Raw genomic sequence first — 21,389 nt, forward strand, 5'->3', positions numbered from 1 at the left:
ACAAGTGGCAAAGTTAATACTATTTCTTCCGTCCTGAAAATTTCTTGCCCTTTTTAGCCTCCGGGAACACAAAAGTCGTGTTATATTCCCCGTCAAAGGCGACAACAGCATCGAAACTCTTGCCCTGTTTGCTCTTGAACCCTTTGAGCAGCTTGGTATGCCCTTCGGTGAGCAGGTCTTTGATTTCATCGTCGGACAGGGTGCGTCCCGCTTTCAGCCGGAACACGGGCAGTCCGCACTCCGTGTTGTCGCAGCGTACCACCTTGCCGTAGAACCGCATCCTGCCCGTGCCACACTTGGGACACGCGCAGCCGGAGTCACGGCTGCCGAAGAGCTTGTCGCACGAGAGCAGTTCGGAGGTTATCTCACGTGTGTACGCCTCTATCTCCTTGCGGAAGGTGTCGGCGGACAGTTCCCCGCGCTCGATACGCGCCAGCTCCTTTTCCCATTCGCCCGTCATGGCAACATCGGCGATGCGCATCGTCTTGACGACGGAATTGAGGGCAAGTCCTTTTTCGGTGGGAACAAGCGACTTCTTGCAGCGTTCCATGTAACCGCGCTTGAAAAGCGTTTCGATGATGGAGGCGCGTGTGGCGGGAGTACCGATGCCACAGTCCTTCATCGCCTGCCGCAGTGCGTCGTCCTCAATTTCCTTGCCCGCCGTTTCCATTGCCGAGAGCAGGGTGGCTTCGGTATGCAGCGGCTTGGGTTTGGTCTTTCCTTCGGTAATGGACGAGCCTTTCGGTGTCAGCGTGTCGCCTTCCTGCCAGCCGGGGATGGTAATTTCCTCTTTTTCCTCGCCATAGACGGCACGCCATCCGGTTTGCTTCACGACGCTGCCTTTTACGGTAAACTCCACTCCGGCACATTCCGCCGTGACAGTGGTCACATCCTTGACGCATTTCTCAGAGAATGCCTCGACCATGCGCCCGGCAATCATCTGATAGATGGTATTGTCCTCTTTGGAGAGGAAGAGCGGTTTCTCACCCGTGACGAGCAGGGCATGGTGGTCTGTCACCTTGCCGTCGTCCACGCTGCGGCGTGTCGGGGCGGCTTTTGCCCGCACCTTGTCTTTCCATTCGGGCTGTGTGCCGATGAAAGCGAGCAGTTTGGGAATTTCGGCAAACACGTCTTCGGGGATGTAGCGGCTTCCCGTTCTCGGATAGGTTATCAACTTCTTTTCGTAGAGTTTCTGCGCGATTTCAAGCGTCTGTTCCGCCGTGAAGCCGTGCTTGGCGTTGGCTTCTTTCTGGAGCGTGGTCAGGTCGTAGAGCAAGGGAGTTTCCTCCGTCTTCTCCTTGCGCTCGGCTTTCGTGACAGTGGCGCAACCTGCCGCCTTTACCTTATTATATAGTTCCATCGCCGGTTCTTTCTCTTTCCATTTCTCGGAGGATGAGAATTTCACGACTTCGCCGTCGCAACCGTCCGTTGCGATATGGAGCAGCCAGAATGCTTCGGACGTAAAGCGGCGGTTCTCCCAGTAGCGTTCACATACCATAGCCAACGTTGGTGTCTGCACCCGCCCCACGGAATACGTGCCGTGTCCGGCGGCGATGGATAACGCCTGTGTGCCGTTGATGCCCACGAGCCAGTCGGATTCGCTCCGCGCTTTGGCGGCGAGGTAGAGGTTGTCGTATTTGCTGCCGTCTTCGAGTTTCCGCAGTCCCTCACGGATAGCTTTGTCGGTGAGAGAGCTGATCCACAGGCGCACGAAAGGAGTGGTGCAACCCGTATAGTGGTAGAGGTAGCGGAAGATAAGCTCTCCCTCGCGTCCGGCATCGGTCGCCACGATGATATGTTCGCTTGTGTCGAACAGTCTTTTGATGACTTTTATCTGCGACACCACGCCGCTGTCGGGCTTGTAACCTTTCTCCGTCCTGACCTGACGGGGGACGAGCGTGAATGTGTCGGGAATAATCGGGAGGTTGTCACGGACAAATCCGCGCACGCCGTAGCCGTCGGGCATGGCAAGCTGAACGAGGTGTCCGAATGCCCATGTCACGGCATAGCCGCCTCCCTCGAAATATCCTTCCTCTCTCTTTGTCGCGCCCACGATGCGGGCGATTTCACGTGCCACGGAGGGCTTTTCTGCAATGATTGTCTTCATGTTTTCTTGCTTTTTTGTTGATACTTTGGATTTTATTTTGGATTCAGTGGCGGACACGGGATTACATTTTCATGCCTTTGTTGTTCTTCTTTTTCGGCTTCTCCTGCTGCTGTTGCTGGCGGTCGTCCTTCGGGGCGGTCTGACCTTTCTGCAAAGGCTCTTTCAGGTTCTTTGTCGCCTCGTTGGTTTTGCCCTCGTTGTTCACCGCCACCTGTGTGCGGCTCTCGTTGGACGGGGCGACCTGCTGGGCGTTGTCGGGGTTCGTTTCGTAGCGGTACGGGCGGCCCTTCTCCGGGTTGAACTTGATATACATCGTGGCATGGAAGCCCTGCTTGTCGGTCACGTTCTCCAGTTTCACGGCTTTACCCGCCACGTAGTCGGCTTTCTGCTTGTCGGTGAAGTTCACGCCGCTCCATTTGCTGATGGGGCGGATGCTGCCGTCCTCGTTCATCCACGTGTTGCGGCGTTGCTCCTTCTTGGTCTGTGCGGCATTTTCCCCGCCTTGCGCCTGACTTTTCGAGGTGTCACCTTTGGCTTCCTGCGTCTGTGCGGTACGGGGCGACCTTCCGGTTCCCGGCACGAACTCCACGCCGCGCTGCTCCACGTTCACTTGAAGGGTGGTGACGAACTTCCTGCCGTCGTTGCGCTCGATGAGCTTGTCGCGCACGGGCAGTCCGGCGCGGAGCATGTCCTGCTCCTGTTTGGTGATTTCCGTCTTGCCGATGCGCTCCGGGATGCGCACCTTGTTTGCCGGAATGTCCGTGATTTCATTCGTCTTGCGGTCGATGCTGATGTAGGAGGGGATGATTTCGCCCGTTTCCCTGTCCTCAATGTCCACGACCCTGCCGAGGTTGCCCGTTTCGCGCAGGTTCTTCCGGTCATCGTCGGAGAATTTGTGTTCCTTGTACTCATCTAACTTCTGCTCCTTGCGGATGAAGTGCGGCACGAGGCTGACATTTCCCTCACCGTCCTTCTTGAAGGAGAGGCGGGCGTCCAGCTCGAATGATTCGCCGCCGAAGGTGGGCTTGACCTTCACCAAGTCGGACTTGCCGTAGTGGAGCATCTTCGTAAGGTCGCCGGACTTTTCAAGGTCGTCTCGCTTCACGCCCCATCTGTCCTCCAGTTCCTGCCAGTTGATTTTGCTCTCGTCGATGGGCTGGTAGCCCCGTTTGCCCTGCGTCTGTTGCGGGCTTTCCTGCTGTTCTTTCTGTTGTTCCATGTTTTCCTGTTTTTGAGGTTCTTGTTTCTCTGTCTGTTGTGCCGCCATCTCTTCCTGCACCTTCTTCTCATAACCGGAGGTGTCCACCTTGTGAGGGGCGAGTAGCTCCTTGTTCGCTTCGGGGTCTTTCAGCAGTTGCTTCATCACCTCCAAAAGATTTTCGGCTTGGTCTGCCGCGATGCGGTAGAAACCGAAGCGACTGGGTTCCTTGCACTGCCGGAAGAAGTTCTTGAAGAAGTTGTCCAGCACGTCACCGTGTCGGTCGAATTGCAGGAAACTCTGCGCGTTCTCCGCTTTCGCGGGGGTGCGCTTGGGTGTGCCGTCCGCGTTCAGCCCGGTTACCACGCTGATCTCGCCCGTCTTCTCGTCACGGACTACCAGCACGTCCTTTTCGTCTTTTTTCTTTGCCATCTGAAAAATGTTTTAATGGGTTATTTATGAAAGAAATTATGGATACGAGCCTTGTAGAAGGCTATATCTTCCTTTTTGAACTCCTTGACATGGTTGGAAAGGAACTCCAGCACGTCCTCCTCGCTGTAATAGGTCTTCTTGCCCAGTGTCTTGTAGGGCAATGCGCCGACGCTGCGGTAGCGTTGCAGGGTGCGCTTGCTTATCTGGAGCAACATGCACAAGTCCTGATTGTCGAAAAGGCGGATGCTTTCCGTGAGGGCGGGCTGTCGTTCCTCCGCCTTCATCGCCAGCAGCAGTTCGTCCTGACGGTCGAGCCGTTCCATCAGCTTCTGCATCCAGCTCTCGAAGTTGTTTCGTGTGAGCAGTTCCATAGCTATGTCCTCCTTCCTTTGGGTGTGCCTCCCGTTCGTAGCGTGTGGTTGCGTTTCAGCTCCTGCGGTGTCGCGGCGTCCTCGTTGACGGTACATTCATCAAGCAGGCGGTCGATTTCAGACTGTCGGTAGCGGCATTTGCCACGAAGCACGACATAGCCGATGCGTTGCTCGCTGCGCATACGCTGGAGGGTGCGGGTACTCACGTTAAGCAGGTGCGCCGCCTCGCGTGTGGTAAGCAACCTGTCGGGCGATGCCGCTCTCTTGTCGCCGGAGACGGCACGGACGTGTGCCGCAATCTCCGCTATCTGTTCCGTCAATGACCGAAATACGGAACTTTCCATTGTTATCACTTTCATATTCAGTCCTTTCTTTTTGTTTATTTTCATGAACATAGGCTGCGCCTCGGCATACCGTTCAAGCAAGCTTGACGCTCTGCACTCGGCTTGCTCTATGTTTCTGCGGCAAAATTCGGCAATAAACGAAGGGGGCTTTAACAACTCACTACGTGACTCACGTAAGATTTTTCCGGAAGATGGCTCCGTAACCCGGTCAAACGGCGCAACAGGCAGCCTTTCAGCGGAAAACGGCACGTGTTCGGAACCGTACCGTTACCTTTGCGGGCAAACCGATAATTGCATGAATATGGAAATAGTATCTATCGAGAAAAAGACCTTCGAGATGATGATGGCGGCGTTCGGCGCACTTTCGGAGAAGGTCGCCGCCCTGAGGCGCAAAAGCGACACAGGGCGCATGGAAAGATGGCTCACGGGCGAGGAGGTCTGCGGGCAGTTGAGAATAAGCCCGCGCACGTTGCAGACGCTGCGCGACAGGCGGCTTATCGGCTACTCGCAGATAAACCGCAGGTTCTATTACAAGCCGGAGGAGGTGAAGCGGCTGATACCGCTTGTCGGCACGCTCTATCCGCACGGCAGATGATTTGATTTATTCACCCACTGAATCCGAAGTTATGATGAACGAGAACAACGATGTTTTTACAATGGAAGACGAGCCGATAGCCTCTGTTATGCAGAATATGCGCAAAGGCTCGAAATGGCTGTCCGCATTTCTGGAAAGTTACCGTCCTCCGTTGGACGGGGAGCGTTACCTGACGGACGGCGAGGTGTCGGAACTGCTCCGTGTGAGCCGACGCACCTTGCAAGAATACCGCAACAACCGCGTGTTGCCCTTTATCCTTTTGGGAGGGAAGGTGCTTTACCCGGAAACGGTGCTGCGCGAGGTGCTGGAAGCGAACTACCGCAAGCCGTTATGATGTTGATTTTGTAGTTAGAAATAAAAAGATTACTTTTGCAATCTGTTTACGCTTAGTCGTAATCACTTGCTCAATCTCATGTGCGCTTGGGTTTCCAATGCCATCGTACTTCCAGCTCGTTCTGGGAGCAGTTTCATTCTTTAATACGTTGGGAAAGGGGGGCTTTAAGTATGACAAAAACTATAATGAAGGCGGTAGGGGCTGTAGCGGCAGGCCGAAACAGGAAAGTTCATATGAGGATAGCAAGTGTAACCATATATTGCGATGAAGGCTCCAAGGGTTCGAATCCTGCCACCCCGACAAAAGCCACTGATAATCAGTGGCTTTTTCTTTTTTCGGACACATTTCGGACAAATTATATCTGAATATTGATTATTCAATAACCTAAGCAAAGTTAAGTTAAGCTAGAAGAATAACCCTTCTTAAAGAATGATTGGAACATAATGCTTGTTTCTATAGAGCGTGAAAAGTTCATCTTATTCTTATAAAAAATCAAGAGGGCTAGGAGTCTTTTGCTTGTCTATGTCAGTGATATGAGTGTAGATCATAGTCGTTTTTATATTTTCATGACCCAATAACTCTTTTACAATTCGGATATCGATACCTGATTGGATTAAATGTGTGGCATAAGAATGTCGCCCAGTATGTACAGAGCCTTCCGACTGAACATTTGCTTTGATCAATGCTTTTTTCAGAATCAACTGTACACTTCGTTCGCTATACTTGCCACCCTTCTCACCTTCGAAGAGGTACTCCTTTGGCTTGAATGCTTGATAATAATGTCTCAAAGTCGCCAGCAATTTGTCTGGTAATGATACAATCCGATCTTTATTACCTTTGCTTTGATGGATTCTGATAATTCCATCGGAAGATTTTATGTCTTTGATTTTGAGATTCAACAGTTCGCTAAGACGTAGTCCACAACTATAGATTGTCATCAGAATAGCCTTGTGTTTTAGATTTTGAGTGTTATCGAGAATATTTCTTACTTCTTCTTTTGAAAAGAATTTAGGTAATTTAGAAAATGAGCGTTTCGGGTATAAGTAATCCAGTTGGATTTTTTTGTCCAATATCAGTTCGTACATCTTCTTGATTGCGCCCACTAATCCTTTTTGATAGGAAACACTAATTTTCCCATTTTGAACTTTTTCGTTTATAAACGCCTCAATATCTGACAGTGGAATTTCTTCAAGGGAGGGATATTTACTAACATGTTTAAGAAATATACTAGCGTAATCCTTGTACGATCTAATGGTATTGCCAGCATATCTCTGCATCAGCAATCTCTTTTCGAAGGTTTCAAGTATGATTTCGCTATTCATATCAGGGAAATAGTATTTTATAATATTTTGTTTCGCTATTTGTGCGGTTTTATTTTTTAAATACAAATATATCAATATCTTATGTAGAAAGAAAAGTCAAATAACGAAACACGTATATAGGGTTGGTTAAGCGAAATTTTCCGTATATTCGTTTCGTTAAAACAGATGTTGTTATGCGGCAGCTTAAAAGACGACACCAAACCAGAAAAATCATCTTGACAACCACCCGACTTTGAACTACGAAGGATGAAATTTTTCAGGGACAACTTCCAGCATTTCCAAAAAACAGTTTAACCATTGACTTGGAGACAAACAAACAATTTGAGCATTAAGGTTTAAACCGAATTTTTCCGAAATTGTCCTGACCTGACTTTTCCTGAAAATCGACTTTAAAGCTGTTTTTACAGATAAATCAGGTTTCTCTAACAGACAGGAAATAAATGCTAAGTATTTGGCTTTAATCTTAAAATCAAAAAATAAGTGTTTTCTTTTAATGTTTAACAGGGCTGATTTTACAGTTGGCGGTGGCAAGAAACTTTCAGGACCTACCTCATAGACAAGTTTCAAATCAAAAAAAGTATGATAGAAAACGGTATATGGATTGTAAAGCTTCCTTGAAAATAACTTTTGTGTAGGTTCGAACTGAAGGACAATGGAACCTCCCAGAAAATTTTCAAGATTCTCAAACATCAGGATTTTGAAAATATCGGAAGTAATGCCATAAGGAATATTTGACACCACTTTGAAAGGAAATTTCGGAACTGCAAAATTCCTAAAATCACAACCGACAACTTGAACATTTCGGGCATCAGAAAATAATTTTCGTAAATGTTCAACCAAAGCTGTGTCGTTTTCAATAGCAACAACATTGTTGGCAATTTTTAATAAATGAACAGTAAGAAACCCCTTGCCTGCCCCAATATCTAAAACCGTATCCTGATTACTTATATTTGCTTGTCTTATTGCATCTTTTATTAGCACTTTATCAATAGTAAAGTGCTGACCCGTAAAACGAACGGGCAATTTCTTTTTTGTCATTAGTAACTTCTTACAGGTGAATACTTGAATTCAAATCACAGAGATATTCTTTTATAATTATACAACGGCAAATTTAGTAACTTTGCTCGATAAATTAACGAGAAAGAAGAAAAAATGAAAGCCGACAGCATAACATCACCTATACGCAAGCAGGGGTTTCGTGCTTCTATGACAGTGAAGTGGTAAATTTGAAGTTCAGTTCTTCGTAGGAAGTTCAGTGGTTAAAATCCCTGCCTGCGTATAGCTGAGAACCGTTGTGGGCTATTTTGCACACGACACGACAAACATCAAATGACTATCGAAATATGAGTTTATTAAACAATAAAAAAGTTGCAATTATCGGTGGCGGACCAGTTGGACTAACAATGGCAAACTTGTTACAACAAAACGGTATTGACATTACCGTTTACGAAAGAGATGAAAACCCAAAAGCACGAGTTTGGGGCGGAACGCTTGACCTTCACAAAAATTCAGGACAAGAAGCAATGAAAAAAGTAGGATTGTTGCAAACCTACTATGATTTGGCGCTACCTATGGGCGTAAACTTTGCTGATGAGAAGGGTAACATTATAGCAACAAGAAACCCGACACTCGAAAATAAGTTTGACAACCCCGAAATAAATAGAAACGCGTTGCGAAAAATGTTGCTTGGCAGCTTGAAAAATGACACAGTTGTTTGGGATAGAAAATCTATTGGGCTTGAACAAGAAAACGGAAAATGGCTGCTACATTTTGAAAATAAGCCAACTGCATTGGCCGACTTTATTATTGTTTCCAATGGTGGAATGTCTAAAATAAGAAATTTTGTTTCAGATAATGAAGTCGAAGAAACAGGTACTTTTATTATTCAGGGCGACATTCCTGAACCAGAAACGAACTGCCCTGAATTTTATAAGTTGTGCAACAACAATAGACTAATGACCGCACATCAAGGGAATTTATTAGTTGCGAATCCATTTAACAACGGAATGTTAACTTACGGTGTCATTTTCAAAAAGCCTGAAGAATGGAATAATGGAAAAGGATTAGATTTTAAGGACACAAAAAGCGTTTCCGAGTTCTTGACAAACAGGTTTTCAAATTGGAGCAATGAATACAAGGAGTTAATTCGTTCAACAACTTTTTTCGTTGGTTTAACAATAAAAATATTTCCGCTAGACAAAAAGCCTTGGAAGAGTAATCGTCCGTTACCCATAACTTTAATTGGCGACACAGCTCACCTAATGCCACCTTTTGCAGGGCAGGGCGTAAACATTGGACTAATGGACGCTTTGATTTTGTCAGAAAATCTTACAAACGGGAAATTTGGAACGATACAAAGTGCTATTGATGACTATGAACAACGAATGTTTGTTTACGCAACAGAAGCACAAGCGGACTCGACAAAGAATGAAATAGAAATGCGAAATCCGAGCTTTACTTTTCAACAGCTAATGAATGTATAACTCGACAGACAAAAAAAACAGCCCACAACAATCGGCTTGAAACGCAAGGCGGGGTAAACGTCTTCGATTGAACATTTTTTCTAATTTTACGGTATCGGCTTCGATTGAAAGGTAGTGGTAAAAACCCGCCCTGCGTCAAGCCGCCGGACGTTATGTGCCATTTTTGAATGACAATGCGAATAGATACAGACAAACAAATGAATTTACTTAGTGATAAGAACGTTGCAATAATTGGTGGTGGACCCGTTGGACTGACTATGGCAAAATTATTACAGCAAAACGGCATAGACGTTTCAGTTTACGAAAGAGACAACGACCGAGAGGCAAGAATTTTTGGTGGAACCCTTGACCTACACAAAGGTTCAGGTCAGGAAGCAATGAAAAAAGCGGGATTGTTACAAACTTATTATGACTTAGCCTTACCAATGGGTGTAAATATTGCTGATGAAAAAGGCAATATTTTATCCACAAAAAATGTAAAGCCCGAAAATCGATTTGACAATCCTGAAATAAACAGAAATGACTTAAGGGCTATCTTGTTGAATAGTTTAGAAAACGACACGGTTATTTGGGATAGAAAACTTGTTATGCTTGAACCTGGTAAGAAGAAGTGGACACTAACTTTTGAGAATAAACCGAGTGAAACAGCAGATTTGGTTATTCTTGCCAATGGCGGGATGTCCAAGGTAAGAAAATTTGTTACCGACACGGAAGTTGAAGAAACAGGTACTTTCAATATACAAGCCGATATTCATCAACCAGAGATAAACTGTCCTGGATTTTTTCAGCTATGCAATGGAAACCGGCTAATGGCATCTCACCAAGGTAATTTATTATTTGCTAACCCCAATAATAATGGTGCATTGCATTTTGGAATAAGTTTTAAAACACCTGATGAATGGAAAAACCAAACGCAGGTAGATTTTCAAAACAGAAATAGTGTCGTTGATTTTCTTCTGAAAGAATTTTCCGATTGGGACGAACGCTACAAAGAATTGATTCATACGACGTTGTCATTTGTAGGATTGGCTACACGGATATTTCCTTTAGAAAAGCCTTGGAAAAGCAAGCGCCCATTACCCATAACAATGATTGGGGATGCCGCACATTTGATGCCGCCTTTTGCAGGGCAGGGAGTAAATAGTGGGTTGGTGGATGCCTTGATATTGTCTGATAATCTAGCCGATGGAAAATTTAATAGCATTGAAGAGGCTGTTAAAAATTATGAACAGCAAATGTTTATCTATGGCAAAGAAGCACAAGAAGAATCAACTCAAAACGAAATTGAAATGTTTAAACCCGACTTTACGTTTCAGCAATTGTTAAATGTATAAAATGGAATAAAACGGCACATAACAAACAAATTGGCAATAGAGCCGGTGAAGTACTTCTATTGAACTTTTGTGCAATGTTGAAGATTAGTAATTCTATTCAACATTTGTGCTAAAAGTCGGCTCCATCGCCAATTTGCCAAACGTTGTACGACATAGTAAAACCGAACCAAACAAAATGAAAGTCAGAGAAGAAAAGTTAAGAACAATTATAGAATGGTCGGAGAAAAACGAAGATGTAAGAGTTCTTCTTCTGACAAGTTCACTTGTAAATCCTTTAGCACTTGTTGACGAATTTAGTGATTTAGACATTGAATTTGTTTTTGAGGATAATACAAATTACATTTCAGACAAAAGCTGGACGCTTAAATTCGGAAATCCAATTGCTATGATTGAAGAAGACGAAAGTTGTTTTAACCATAAACACGCAATGAAAATGCTACTTTATGAAGACGGTGTGAAAGTAGATTTTAAACTTTACAGCAAATCAAAATTTATAAAGGAAACGCAAGAGAAAGAATTACCAGAAGATTGGGATATTGGTTATAAAATTTTAATTGATAAAGATGGTATTACAAAGCAAATGCTGAAACCAACTTATCAAATTTCCATTATCAAAAAACCGTCTGAAAAAGAGTTTCAAAATCTAATAAACGATTTTTGGTGGGACACAACTTACGTGGCAAAGTGTCTTGTGAGAGATGAAATATTCTATGCGAAATTTATGTCGGAAACCGTTATTCGCACAGAATATCTAATTCCTTTAATTGAATGGCACATTGCAAGTGAACACAATTGGAACATAACGACCAATAAATATGGACGACTTTTCAAAAAGTATCTTAACCAGGAAATGTGGGCTAAAACAGAACAAACATTTTCAGGGAGCGATATAAAGGAAAATTGGACTGCTCTATTTTCAATGACTGATTTAGTTTCAGAAATAGGAACTGAATTGTCAAAAAAATTAGAGTACAAATACCCGGATAAATTAGAAAATGACATACGAAAATATTTAGCTGGACTAAAACCCAAAACATAACTACGTCGTACAACATCGTATTGGCAATAGGCGGGCTGAACGGCTTCGTATCAACGGAAGTGCAAAATTCAACTTCTGTTCTTCGATTAAAGTTCAGTGCTAAAAATCCCGCCCATCGCCAATACGCGGCACGTTGTTAGCAATCCGCTGCGCTCCTTGCTAACAATGGCTCGGCGACTTACGTCGCTTGCCGTAAGCCGCCGCTTCGCGGACTGCTTACAACAAGCGACTTGGCTAAATAGCTCCGCTTTTGTATCTTCGATACAGCTTCGCTACTTCGCCAAGTCGCCGAGCCGTTATTCAGGACTGTTTAAGTTTTTGATCTCCTGACGTTTTTGGTCTATACTGTTTAATAGTTTATTTTCTTCCTCTCTTTTAATCACCAAATTATGGAATTTCTTAGGGTTAAGAGAATGAGTAGAATCGATATGCGATGTTACATGCGGTAGCTCCAATTCTATCATTCGGTAACGCATTTCATACGATTTTCTATCGTCTAATTGTTTGTTCTTCTCGTATAGAACACCGAGACCTAGCGAAATAATGGTAGATAATGCTATCATAACAATGATCAGAGGTGTTGATTTGAGATCAATGCCGTAATGATGTTTTACAATGACCTGATCAGGAATTTCAGCTATCTTTGAAACAATGTCTTTTTCTTTGATTGTTAATACAGCTAATTCCTGTCTAGTTATTGTGGAGATTTCATTAGCTACATCCTGAAGTGTCCCATAATCGTTAATGATCTTAGATAGTACATCGTTTTCTCTTTTAATAAATTGCTTGATCTGTTGTAGTAGTTCCTGATCCTTTGCTCGCATTTCATGAAATTCCTGCATTTTCTTTTCATTTTCAGAAAGTAGGGAGACAATTGTAGGCATTATTCGTACAATATCCTGCGTGATCAAGTCTGTGTTTTCCTGCAATGCGCTTACCTGTTGCTGTATATTTTCTAATTCTGTGTTCATGGTATTAACGTTTTAGTCCGTAATTCTCTTTCTTTTTTCTTTTCTTGATCAACGGATCATCTTGCTCTGGTGTAATTTCGGGGTTCGAAAATAAAGCTGATGTTATGTGACCAAGTGTTTCTCCGATATTTCTGTCTATAGAATGATCCTTCGAAACATAGCTTCCAGTAATTTGATTTAGTTCAATAGAATTATCTATGCTATTTAAAGCCTTGTCGATCTGTCCGAAGCTCAATGAGCGGTCTATGGCAGAACCCCGAAATGTCTGTTCATCTTTGATGAACGAAATACCTTGAACCTCATCCGACCCCAATCTATATTTAAACTGCATTTCCACACCTCTGTAACGGATATAATTTTGTAGTTCCTTCCAGTTTTTACTGTGTCGTATGCCTGCCTTGACGGTGTCGTAAATTTGGTATTTCGTTAGATCATTACCTTTCAGTCTACCTCTGTTGACATTTCGTTTTCCTTCGGACTGCTTAAAGCCATATAATGCATTTAATTCTTTACAAGCTTTAAAGCTCTTATACCGCTGATTGCTATTGGAGATAGTTTTGCCATGATCGTTTACCCGATTAAAAATAATATGGATATGATCATGTTGGCGGTCGTGGTGGCGCACCATTAAGCATTGGGTATCCCTAATATCTAATTTTGATAAATAACGCTTAGCTGCGGATAGCATGATGTCATTATTCAGCTTGTTTTTATCTTCTGTATTCCACGAAAGAATAATGTGTCCGACTGCCTTGCCCAATCTTGGATTCAGCATCCGCTGAAAATTAAAGTCCTGTGTGATGGTCTTTGCCGAATCCGTCCGTAATCCATTTACATGGATAATCTCACTATCTTTTTTCAGGGCGTATCCAACGCATCCGCCGAAAGATCGGCCCTCAATTATCTTCGCTATCATGGTGCAGTAGTTTATTGATACAATGGTTAATGTGATGGATCGTATTTTTGCATTCCTGTGTCACCTCAATCAGTCCAGACTGGTGTGCTTTTTTAGTTAGCTGATTTAGATTGTTCGAAGCCCCAGTAATCGCCCTAAAAGCTTTCAATTGTTCTTCGGTAAACCTAGGTGTAATTTTTCGTAGGATCGCAGATTTGCGTACCCATTCCGATTTGCTCATACCTGCAATTTTTGCATTATGCAAAACTCTGTTATGTTCGCTTTCATCGAAACGGACATTGATCCTGAACTGTTTTTTATTTTCGAGTGCGGGTCTTCCGCCTTTTTTCTTGTTATTTTTCATCTTGTTTCTTTTTAGCTGTGACCATCGGGAGCCAATCGGTTTTGGGGTCACCAAAACACAACCTTGCTTCCTACCTATTCGATAGTTTTCTTCCCGATTGAATATTTTGGGTCTGTTCTTTGGATGATGTGAAAATCAGATAGTCATTGACATCCTTGATCCTGTTGTCTTGCCTCTGCAATTCTTCCATTCCATTTTTTACGGTGTGCGTTTTTTCAAAATGGCTTCGCAAACTGTTGTACGATTTTAAACCACTGCTATCTGTGTCCAGATAGCTTGTTATTCCGTTATGTCGCCCTAAGAATGGATATGCTTTTTGCAGATTGGCGGTCGTATTCAGGATACAGAAGTTCGTATTTAGATACGGCTTACCTGCATTCTTTTTTAACGTCATAAAGGATAGCAGATCCGTGAAGCCCTCAAACAAAACAACATCTTTGTTGCCGTTATCGATCGTGGTGATCCCCTTTGTCAATAGGGAGCGTTTATCATAGCTGTTGCGCAGTTCGTATCCACCTGCATCATTCTTAAAACTTGCGGCAAAGTACGTCTGTCCTTTTGCCGTCCGGTAATAGATTTCCTGACAGTATACTCTGGCAATTTCAATATCTATTTTGCGTACGTCGGTCAGATAGTCTGTCAGAGCTTTGTTTCCGAGAGGCTCAACGGAAAGGATGGTGTAAGCGCGTTCATTTTCTTGTTGCATGACCTGTACTTTATCCAATACGGTCTGCTGGTGAAAAGAAAAGATATTTTTTCTTTCATCAGCCCAATCTAAAACAGTTGATAGGTTTTCCGTATCCAAAAACTTCATCAGGAAGTCAATGTTATTTCCTCCGAATCCTTCCGAATGCGAGTACCAGATATTCCTATGGATATCCAACTTTGTCGAAGCCGTTCTTTCGTCTCCTCCATTGAATGGGTTTTTAAACCATGCTTCACGGCTGTTCATCCTTGCGCATGGTATCTGTAGATAATTTAATATGGATATGAGCGGTATGCGCTTTAATTCATCACATGTCATAATCTTAATTTTAAAGTAGGTTTAGTTTAGTCTATTACTATATAGGGGCGGACTAAACTAAACCTGTTTTTTAATAATAGAATTCAGGGTTGAACCGGTAGGTCTTATCGTTTTTGATGACCATCCGTTTGTTTTCCAGAAATGTCTTCAGCTGTTTGGCTTTATTGATGCCGAAATTGAAGCCCTTTGCCAGATACGCATTCCGTAATCTGCCAACATATTCATCATATGTGCAGGTTATTTCACTGCCGTTGAACATTTCCTGTAACACTTCCCGATGGTTCTCTTTGGAAAGCTCCTGATAGTCGAATCCCTTTCTCGATACTGTACCTGACAGGTCAAAGTTCTCATCCAGTACGGGCAAACCATCATCGATAAAAAAGGTAAATGGCTCAAACTCGATATCCCTGATGAACTTTGGCGCCACGGTGCTGTAGTTTGTATCCAGATCGCTTTTGGTGACCTGTAATATGGATTCAGCCTTATTGTTCAATTCTGTCCCCAAATGCCCTCTGGTGTTGTCATCACCCTTGTTTAGGTGCAGTACGGTATGGATGTGTATATTCAGCTCCTGTGACCATTTCATCAGCTTGCCGGTAATTTCGGTCGCTTCCGTAGCATTATTGATGTCGTAAACAAGATCCCTGATCCCGTCTATGATGACCAGACATATTTTGCCCGCATATTTGGACAGGGCATATTCGATGATACTTATGCGCTCTTTAGTGGGGTATTCCCTCAGGGATATAAATTTTAGGTTTTCATGGACTTCCGTTGTCGGGTAATTTATGAGTTTGTAAACCCTTGAAATCAACCTGTGGCAATGGAATCTGCTCTGCTCCGTATCGCAGTACAGTACCAATGGACGGTTTATGGGAACTTTGACCTTATACTGTAATATCTGTTTTCCGCTCAATGCAGCAGCGACCAATGAAATCACATTGAATGTTTTCCTACTCTTGGCCTTTCCGGTGGATGCGCTGAAATTTCCTAATGTACCGATAACGGAATCGGAATTGCTGATTGTTATCATGATCGGAGGTTCTAAAAATTTATCTGTTATTTTTACTATAGCCCTATCCAATGCAGTGGCTATGTCCTGGTTAAACGAGATCATTATTTACCTCCTTTGTTATGGTTGAAGTTCGTCATGGATGCCATAACATCTTCTTTGTTGAAGTAAATGCGCTTTCCCATACGTTTATAGGGAATACGCCCCTGTTTCATCCATTCGGTCAGGCTGACAAGGGAAATATCAAGCTCGTTTGCCATTTCCTTTTTGGTCATTAGTTTTGTCGGTTGCTTTTTTTGCGGAGGATCGTCCATATTACCAACCTTTGAAATAAAAACCTGTAGTTCTTCCCTAACTGCATCCTTGACACAATCTCTAAGGGCATTTCGATCCAGTGTAATCATACTTTGCTCATGTTTATCAATTTAAGAATGTCGAAGTCATGGCCACTTTCTTCGTTTAATTAACTTGACACAAAATTGGGCAAGCAAGACCACAAAAAATGCCGTTCAGAATTTTGAACGGCATCTCTGCAAGGGGGTGGTATGATTTATCTTCTGGCTATTCAATTGGAATAATTTTGAATTTGCGATCTGAATTGTCAATGTCGGTGGGTTTACCGTCACAAAAATAGTTCTCTACTGTTCCGAATGGAATTGGCTTATCATGTTCCAAAAAATGATTGGAAATGATTTTTGCCCATGTTATATGGGCGTTAGTCCCTAGGAATGTTTCTGCTTTTCCGTTGATTATTATCTTTGCTTTCATAAATTCATCAAACAACGCGATCAGATTAAGTTTGTCGCCGTTCAGTATATTGATTTTATGATGATCCAAGGAATTCAATCGGGATTTCTCTTTTTTGAGCTTTTTAACCTGTTCTTTAAATTCATCCAATTCTTTTAATGTCGTATTATACTGTGCTAGCAAACGATCGAGATTTTGTTTCTGGATGAATTGCTTTTTTAATTCTTCCTGTTCCTCTTTGTTCGAATCTAGATAGTTCTCCAGAATAGTTTTTATGGTATTTATATTGGATTCTGTACTTGCATTGGATGAATTGGCAAGTTTCGTAAATGCCGAATCGATCAATTCCTGTGTCCGCTGGAATTCTATTTGAGTTTTGCTCTTTACTTCTTGCAATAGTTGCTCGCTGACTATCTCATATTTTTTTGACAGACTTACCGTGAAATTCCATCGGTCATATTTGGGAAGGATATTCTCGATGAAATACTGGAATTTCTGTATTCTAAGGTCGTTTCTTCTTTTCTGTGTCGCCGACAGCTTTTCCTGTGATTTGCTTCTTTCCTTTTTTAGCTCGGAATTAACAGTCTGCCATAATTCTTTAAAAAACTCTCTGCCGTCAGTATCGTTGAATTCAGCTTTGTAATAGTTGAAGTGGCGCAAAAAGAGATCTTCAAGTTGACTCTCTGGAAGTCGCTGAACTTTTATAAGAAAGTGTACATCCGCATGCGTATCGTTCTTGGAAAAAGGGACGCCCACGTCCAATGGATGCGGATCAAAGTCAAACGGTTTTCTTCTTCTGAAATATTTACTGTTCATAATTTTAAAATTTGTTCAGTGCATCGATTAACGAATCCGTGTTTGCCGATTCGTATTTCATTAAAGTCCTTATGTCGGAATGTGCGGTCAGTTTCTGCACAAGTGTAATGGGTACGTTCCTGCTCAATAGGTTCGTTACCATTGATCTTCTGCCGACATGGCTCGATAGGAAGTCGTACTTCCTTTTTTCTATCACCAGCTTTTGCTTACCTGAATACCTTGTGATCTTTATGATTTCGTCCATTCCTGCCAGTTTGCCGACAGTTTTGATATATTCATTGAACTTCTGGTTGGATATCTTGGGCACGGAGTAACCGATACGCTCCAAGATATCCTTTGCTGGGGCAATATACCCCTCAAAAGGTACGATCACCCTTTTTTTGACTTTTACCGAAATGAAGTCCCAAGCATTGTTTTTTATGTCCTTTGGGTCAAAGTTGATCAGATCCTCAAATCTTTGCCCTGTGTAGCACAATAGACAGAACAGATCCCGTACCCTTTCCAGACTGGGTCTGTCCGAAAGATCATGGTTCATCAGTTTCTGTATTTCGGATTCTGACAGGGCAATGATCTCATTGTAGGCTTTCTTCTTAAAGTTTGTCTTCTGGGTCTTGAAGACATCGGGATGCACCAAATAATCATTGTCGTTGCACCACTTTAGGAATACCTTTAACGTGGAGATGTACTTGTGGATGGTGTCATTCAGCAAGCCCTCTTTATCTCCATCGTTCGTGTTCTTTTTCCTGCTTAGAAATACCTCAAACTGATCGAGAAATTTACCGTCCATTTCCCTAAGGATAAGTTTTGTTCCCTTATGCTTCTCAAAATCCTCCAATCCCTTAAAGACTGTCCGGTATTCTTTTAACGTACCCTCTTTGACAAAATTGGATTTGTAGGAAAGGAACTGGGTTTTCAGGTGGGAAATGGATATTTCACTATTGACGGCATTGTCCCTGTCAATACAGTCCTGTACAATCTGTTTATAATCCTCTTTGGAAAGAAACTGGTTTGTTTCTTTTTTTCGCATTGCTTCCCTTGTACAGCAGTTTGCAAGGTTGTTCAGTTCAACATTGAATTCCAACGCTCCGCTGGCACTTGGTTTAAGCCTTTCCTTTTCAAAATCCCAACTTTTGGGCAATATCTTATAGTTTGTCCTGTATTTTATCCTACAGGATTTATCCGGTGAAAAGAAGAGATACAGTGCAGTGGGCGATGGATTCCAGAACTTTTGTGCAAGGTTCTTCTTTTTCCCTCCAACCTTTGCCAATTCCTGTTTGACCTTTTCAGGCGAAATATCGGGATTATAGGGCTTATCTAAATAAAAATTCACTTTCATATTTCTCGGACATATTTCGGACAGAAATGCTTAATATTACCATATTTTACCTTTGTAAGGTTAGGTAAAGATAGGTAATAAAATTTGTAAATACCTAATAATCAGAGTAAAATAAGAAAAGTAAAAGTAAGATATGATAACGGTTCGAATCCCGCCCTGCCGCAAAAAAAGCTACCTCTAAGGTAGCTTTTACTTTTAGAATGGGGCTTTATCTTCAACAATAGCCAACATTTCCGCTCGGTATAAACATAACGTATGCCTGCTGTTTCTCTTTGGCGAGTACCTTTCTCACCAGCCATGTGCGGAACAGGTGGGTGTTGTAGGTGTTCAGTCGGAAAGCGACCGGGATGATGATTTCAAGTGCGTACACATCCGCGTACAGCCTGTTTTCAAGCTGCATGTAGCGGCACACCTCGTAGTCGTTCAGCACGTCCGACTTGCGGACGGCTTTGATGGCGGCGTTCACTGCCGGGACGGTCGTATGGAACAGTCCGGCTATTTCGGTGGCGGTCATCCACACGTCATTACCGGTTACGCTGACCGCCTTGTCTTCTATGATGATTATGTCTCGCTTCATGGCTTCTCTTTTTTAGATGGTACAACCTGCAAATTCCTCGATGCCGTTCAACCTTGCCGCAAGGTTCTCCATGTCCTGATTGAGCTTTTCTTTGGTTATCTTCGCGTAAATCTGCGTCGTCTTTATGCTCTTGTGTCCGAGCATGGAGCTGACCGTTTCGATGGGTACGCCGTTGGAAAGGAAAACTGTCGTGGCTGCCGTGTGGCGGCTTTGATGCCACGTGATATGCTTGGTGATGCCGCAACGCTTGGCGACGGCACGGATACCTGCAAGGCACGTGTTATAATGCGGGACGGGGAATATCCTGCCGTCCCCGCACAGTCCCCGGTATTTGCCGATTATGCGGTTGGCGATGTCAAGCAGGCGGATATTGGACACCACACCCGTTTTCTGGCGGTTGATGTTTATCCACTCGTGTTCGTCGAAGTAGGTACGGATATTCTCGTCCGTGAGGTTGCGCATATCCGAGAATGACAATCCGGTGAAGGCGCAGAACAGGTAGAGGTCGCGGTACAGTTCCTGTTTGGCGTTTTTCAGTTTGCCTTCCATCAACAGGCGTATTTCCTCTTTGGTAAGGAAACTGCGTGTCGTTTCTTCCTTTTTGATTTCATACTCGCGGAACGGGTCGCGTGTCAGCCACTCGTTGTTGATGGCGATGAACACCATCGTCCGTAGCGGGCAGACGTACAGCCACACGGTATTGGTGCAGCAGTGCTTGTCCGTGCGCAGGAACATCTCGAAGTCGGAGATGAAAGCCGGGGTAAGCTCTTTCAGGGCGATGTCCTTCACATGGTAGCGGATGGTGAGGAACTCTTGCAGGTGCTTGTAAACGGTGCGGTACTTCAACAGCGTGCCTTTGGCTTTCATGCCAGCCTCCACCTGTTTCTCATAGTCCTCGTTGTGCCGGCGGAACACCTGCATCAGCGTGTGGTAGCGGTGTTCCAATCCGAGAAAGGCGTTCTTCACCTTCTCCGCCGTGACGAAGTTGTCACGCTCCATGATTTCCTGATAGTGCTTGTTGATGCGCACCCGCATCTTGTCAAGCATACGATTCGTTTCAAGTGCCGCCGTGCTTCTGCCCGTGACACGTCCCCCTTTGGTGTCCCACAGCTTCGGGTCGACAGTCAGTTTGCAGCTGAACTGCGTCTGGCTGCCGTCCACCGTGATGCGTCCCATGACGGGAACTGTCCCGTCCTTTTTCACTACCTGACGCTTGAGGTAGTAGATGACTGAAAATGTACTCTTCATCGTCCTTAATTTTTTGGTTTCAAAATTAGTTGGTGAAGAGTCCGATGTCGGTACGCAAAACGGGGAGGAACGGCGCAATCTTTTTCTGTAACCAAATTTTTTGCGTGAGTTGTAGGTAACTCACTATTCCTTAGTGTCTTGTTTCGCCATCCATACCCGTTTGTCGCATTATCGGGCATGGTTACGAACAAGTAACGTTGTGGCGTCAGGATTTGGCTTTTGCTGTGATTGTACTGGCTTCACGAATTATAGCCACTTCAACTAAAACCCTTGTAACTCAATTCTATCACTATATCTTTCCGCATTTCACTTTTTTGTAGTAACTTTGCAAGGTTATTTTTAAAATTACCGGTTATGGATACCATTCAGATAAAAGACAAACAGTTCACTGTTTCTATTAAGGAACAGGATATTCAGAAAGAAGTGATTCGCGTAGCGAACGAAATCAACCACGACTTGGCAGGTAAGAATCCGCTCTTCCTTAGTGTGTTGAACGGTTCATTTATGTTTACTGCCGACTTGTTGAAGCACATCACCATCCCTTGCGAGATTTCGTTTGTGAAACTGGCTTCTTATCAGGGAGTGACTTCCACCGGAGTGATTAAGGAAGTGATCGGACTGAATGAAGACATTGCCGGACGTACAGTAGTTATTGTAGAAGATATTGTGGATACCGGGCTAACCATGCAACGCCTGTTGGATACATTGGGTACACGCAACCCTGAAGCAATCCATATTGCTTCTCTGCTAGTGAAGCCTGAAAACTCAAGGTCAATCTGAACATCGAATACGTAGCAATGGAAATCCCGAACGACTTTATCGTAGGTTACGGACTGGATT

The 21,389-nt window shown here is 43.7% G+C and carries 21 protein-coding genes and 1 pseudogene; 6 read left to right on the top strand and 16 right to left on the bottom strand.

Features of this window, described 5'->3' with window-relative positions; translation table 11 throughout:
• Positions 1–19: 19 nt before the first annotated feature.
• From HMPREF9010_RS03625 to HMPREF9010_RS03610, 4 genes are all read right to left on the bottom strand, one after another.
• Complete coding sequence (locus HMPREF9010_RS03625; RefSeq protein ID WP_005790822.1) at positions 20–2,107, bottom strand: type IA DNA topoisomerase; 2,088 nt, start codon at positions 2,105–2,107, stop codon at positions 20–22.
• A 61-nt stretch (positions 2,108–2,168) separates the two neighbouring features.
• A complete protein-coding gene (locus tag HMPREF9010_RS03620) occupies positions 2,169–3,737 on the bottom strand; it encodes a DUF3945 domain-containing protein (protein WP_005790824.1) in 1,569 nt (522 codons plus the stop codon).
• 20 nt (positions 3,738–3,757) lie between these two features.
• Complete coding sequence (locus HMPREF9010_RS03615; RefSeq protein WP_008651074.1) at positions 3,758–4,108, bottom strand: helix-turn-helix domain-containing protein; 351 nt, start codon at positions 4,106–4,108, stop codon at positions 3,758–3,760.
• A 2-nt stretch (positions 4,109–4,110) separates the two neighbouring features.
• On the bottom strand, positions 4,111–4,467 hold the full coding sequence (locus HMPREF9010_RS03610) for a helix-turn-helix domain-containing protein (protein ID WP_005790828.1): 357 nt from the start codon (positions 4,465–4,467) through the stop codon (positions 4,111–4,113).
• A gap of 280 nt (positions 4,468–4,747) precedes the next feature.
• Here HMPREF9010_RS03610 and HMPREF9010_RS25735 point away from each other — a divergent pair, with 280 nt between their 5' ends.
• On the top strand, positions 4,748–5,047 hold the full coding sequence (locus tag HMPREF9010_RS25735; RefSeq protein WP_006255804.1) for a helix-turn-helix domain-containing protein: 300 nt from the start codon (positions 4,748–4,750) through the stop codon (positions 5,045–5,047).
• Positions 5,048–5,078: 31 nt separating this feature from the next.
• The gene (locus HMPREF9010_RS03600) at positions 5,079–5,381 is read left to right on the top strand and encodes a helix-turn-helix domain-containing protein (protein ID WP_005934579.1); all 303 of its coding nucleotides are present in this window, start codon (positions 5,079–5,081) and stop codon (positions 5,379–5,381) included.
• Positions 5,382–5,863: 482 nt separating this feature from the next.
• Here HMPREF9010_RS03600 and HMPREF9010_RS03595 read toward each other — a convergent pair whose 3' ends face one another.
• Together HMPREF9010_RS03595 and erm(F) are read right to left on the bottom strand one after the other, a co-directional pair.
• The gene (locus HMPREF9010_RS03595) at positions 5,864–6,703 is read right to left on the bottom strand and encodes a tyrosine-type recombinase/integrase (protein ID WP_005790834.1); all 840 of its coding nucleotides are present in this window, start codon (positions 6,701–6,703) and stop codon (positions 5,864–5,866) included.
• A gap of 237 nt (positions 6,704–6,940) precedes the next feature.
• Positions 6,941–7,741 carry a 23S rRNA (adenine(2058)-N(6))-methyltransferase Erm(F) gene (gene erm(F), locus HMPREF9010_RS03590; protein WP_004331461.1) on the bottom strand — a complete coding sequence of 267 codons (801 nt, stop codon included), beginning with the start codon at positions 7,739–7,741 and terminating at the stop codon, positions 6,941–6,943.
• A gap of 305 nt (positions 7,742–8,046) precedes the next feature.
• Between erm(F) and tet(X1) the strand changes: the two genes are divergently transcribed.
• From tet(X1) to HMPREF9010_RS03575, 3 genes are all read left to right on the top strand, one after another.
• Positions 8,047–9,186: a tetracycline-inactivating monooxygenase Tet(X1) gene (gene tet(X1), locus HMPREF9010_RS03585; protein WP_005790841.1), complete on the top strand. Its 1,140-nt coding sequence runs from the start codon at positions 8,047–8,049 to the stop codon at positions 9,184–9,186.
• Between the two features lie 167 nt (positions 9,187–9,353).
• Positions 9,354–10,520 (top strand): tetracycline-inactivating monooxygenase Tet(X2), encoded by a 1,167-nt coding sequence (locus HMPREF9010_RS03580; protein ID WP_008651082.1) that lies wholly within the window; start codon positions 9,354–9,356, stop codon positions 10,518–10,520.
• Between the two features lie 175 nt (positions 10,521–10,695).
• A complete protein-coding gene (locus HMPREF9010_RS03575) occupies positions 10,696–11,559 on the top strand; it encodes an aminoglycoside 6-adenylyltransferase AadS (RefSeq protein WP_003013318.1) in 864 nt (287 codons plus the stop codon).
• Between the two features lie 296 nt (positions 11,560–11,855).
• Here the strand turns inward: HMPREF9010_RS03575 and HMPREF9010_RS03570 are convergent, their stop codons facing one another.
• The 10 genes from HMPREF9010_RS03570 to HMPREF9010_RS03525 all read right to left on the bottom strand — a co-directional run bounded on the left by HMPREF9010_RS03570 (position 11,856) and on the right by HMPREF9010_RS03525 (position 20,549).
• Positions 11,856–12,530, bottom strand: coding sequence for a hypothetical protein (locus HMPREF9010_RS03570; RefSeq protein WP_003013290.1), 675 nt, complete (start codon positions 12,528–12,530; stop codon positions 11,856–11,858).
• A gap of 4 nt (positions 12,531–12,534) precedes the next feature.
• Positions 12,535–13,446 (bottom strand): relaxase/mobilization nuclease domain-containing protein, encoded by a 912-nt coding sequence (locus HMPREF9010_RS03565; RefSeq protein WP_003013289.1) that lies wholly within the window; start codon positions 13,444–13,446, stop codon positions 12,535–12,537.
• Positions 13,427–13,789 (bottom strand): plasmid mobilization protein, encoded by a 363-nt coding sequence (locus HMPREF9010_RS03560; protein ID WP_003013287.1) that lies wholly within the window; start codon positions 13,787–13,789, stop codon positions 13,427–13,429. Before HMPREF9010_RS03560 ends, HMPREF9010_RS03565 begins: the two co-directional genes overlap by 20 nt.
• Before the next feature lie 70 nt (positions 13,790–13,859).
• Positions 13,860–14,813 carry a toprim domain-containing protein gene (locus tag HMPREF9010_RS03555; protein WP_005790855.1) on the bottom strand — a complete coding sequence of 318 codons (954 nt, stop codon included), beginning with the start codon at positions 14,811–14,813 and terminating at the stop codon, positions 13,860–13,862.
• Between the two features lie 70 nt (positions 14,814–14,883).
• Entirely contained in the window at positions 14,884–15,846 is a 963-nt protein-coding gene (locus HMPREF9010_RS03550) for an AAA family ATPase (RefSeq protein ID WP_224200403.1), read from the bottom strand.
• 83 nt (positions 15,847–15,929) lie between these two features.
• Positions 15,930–16,229 carry a helix-turn-helix domain-containing protein gene (locus tag HMPREF9010_RS03545; RefSeq protein WP_003013280.1) on the bottom strand — a complete coding sequence of 100 codons (300 nt, stop codon included), beginning with the start codon at positions 16,227–16,229 and terminating at the stop codon, positions 15,930–15,932.
• Positions 16,230–16,386: 157 nt separating this feature from the next.
• Positions 16,387–17,388, bottom strand: a complete 1,002-nt coding sequence (locus HMPREF9010_RS03540) for a hypothetical protein (RefSeq protein WP_003013276.1) — start codon at positions 17,386–17,388, stop codon at positions 16,387–16,389.
• 4 nt (positions 17,389–17,392) lie between these two features.
• On the bottom strand, positions 17,393–18,724 hold the full coding sequence (locus HMPREF9010_RS03535; RefSeq protein ID WP_003013274.1) for a site-specific integrase: 1,332 nt from the start codon (positions 18,722–18,724) through the stop codon (positions 17,393–17,395).
• Between the two features lie 214 nt (positions 18,725–18,938).
• Positions 18,939–19,301, bottom strand: coding sequence for a hypothetical protein (locus tag HMPREF9010_RS03530; RefSeq protein ID WP_005790858.1), 363 nt, complete (start codon positions 19,299–19,301; stop codon positions 18,939–18,941).
• Positions 19,302–19,313: 12 nt separating this feature from the next.
• Complete coding sequence (locus HMPREF9010_RS03525; RefSeq protein WP_005790860.1) at positions 19,314–20,549, bottom strand: site-specific integrase; 1,236 nt, start codon at positions 20,547–20,549, stop codon at positions 19,314–19,316.
• Between the two features lie 354 nt (positions 20,550–20,903).
• On the opposite strand from HMPREF9010_RS03525, the pseudogene hpt reads away from it, so the two are divergent.
• A pseudogene (hpt, locus tag HMPREF9010_RS03520) lies at positions 20,904–21,389 on the top strand (hypoxanthine phosphoribosyltransferase); the annotation flags it as partial.

Origin of the sequence: Bacteroides sp. 3_1_23 (assembly GCF_000162555.1) — a bacterium.
Lineage (GTDB): Bacteria > Bacteroidota > Bacteroidia > Bacteroidales > Bacteroidaceae > Bacteroides > Bacteroides ovatus.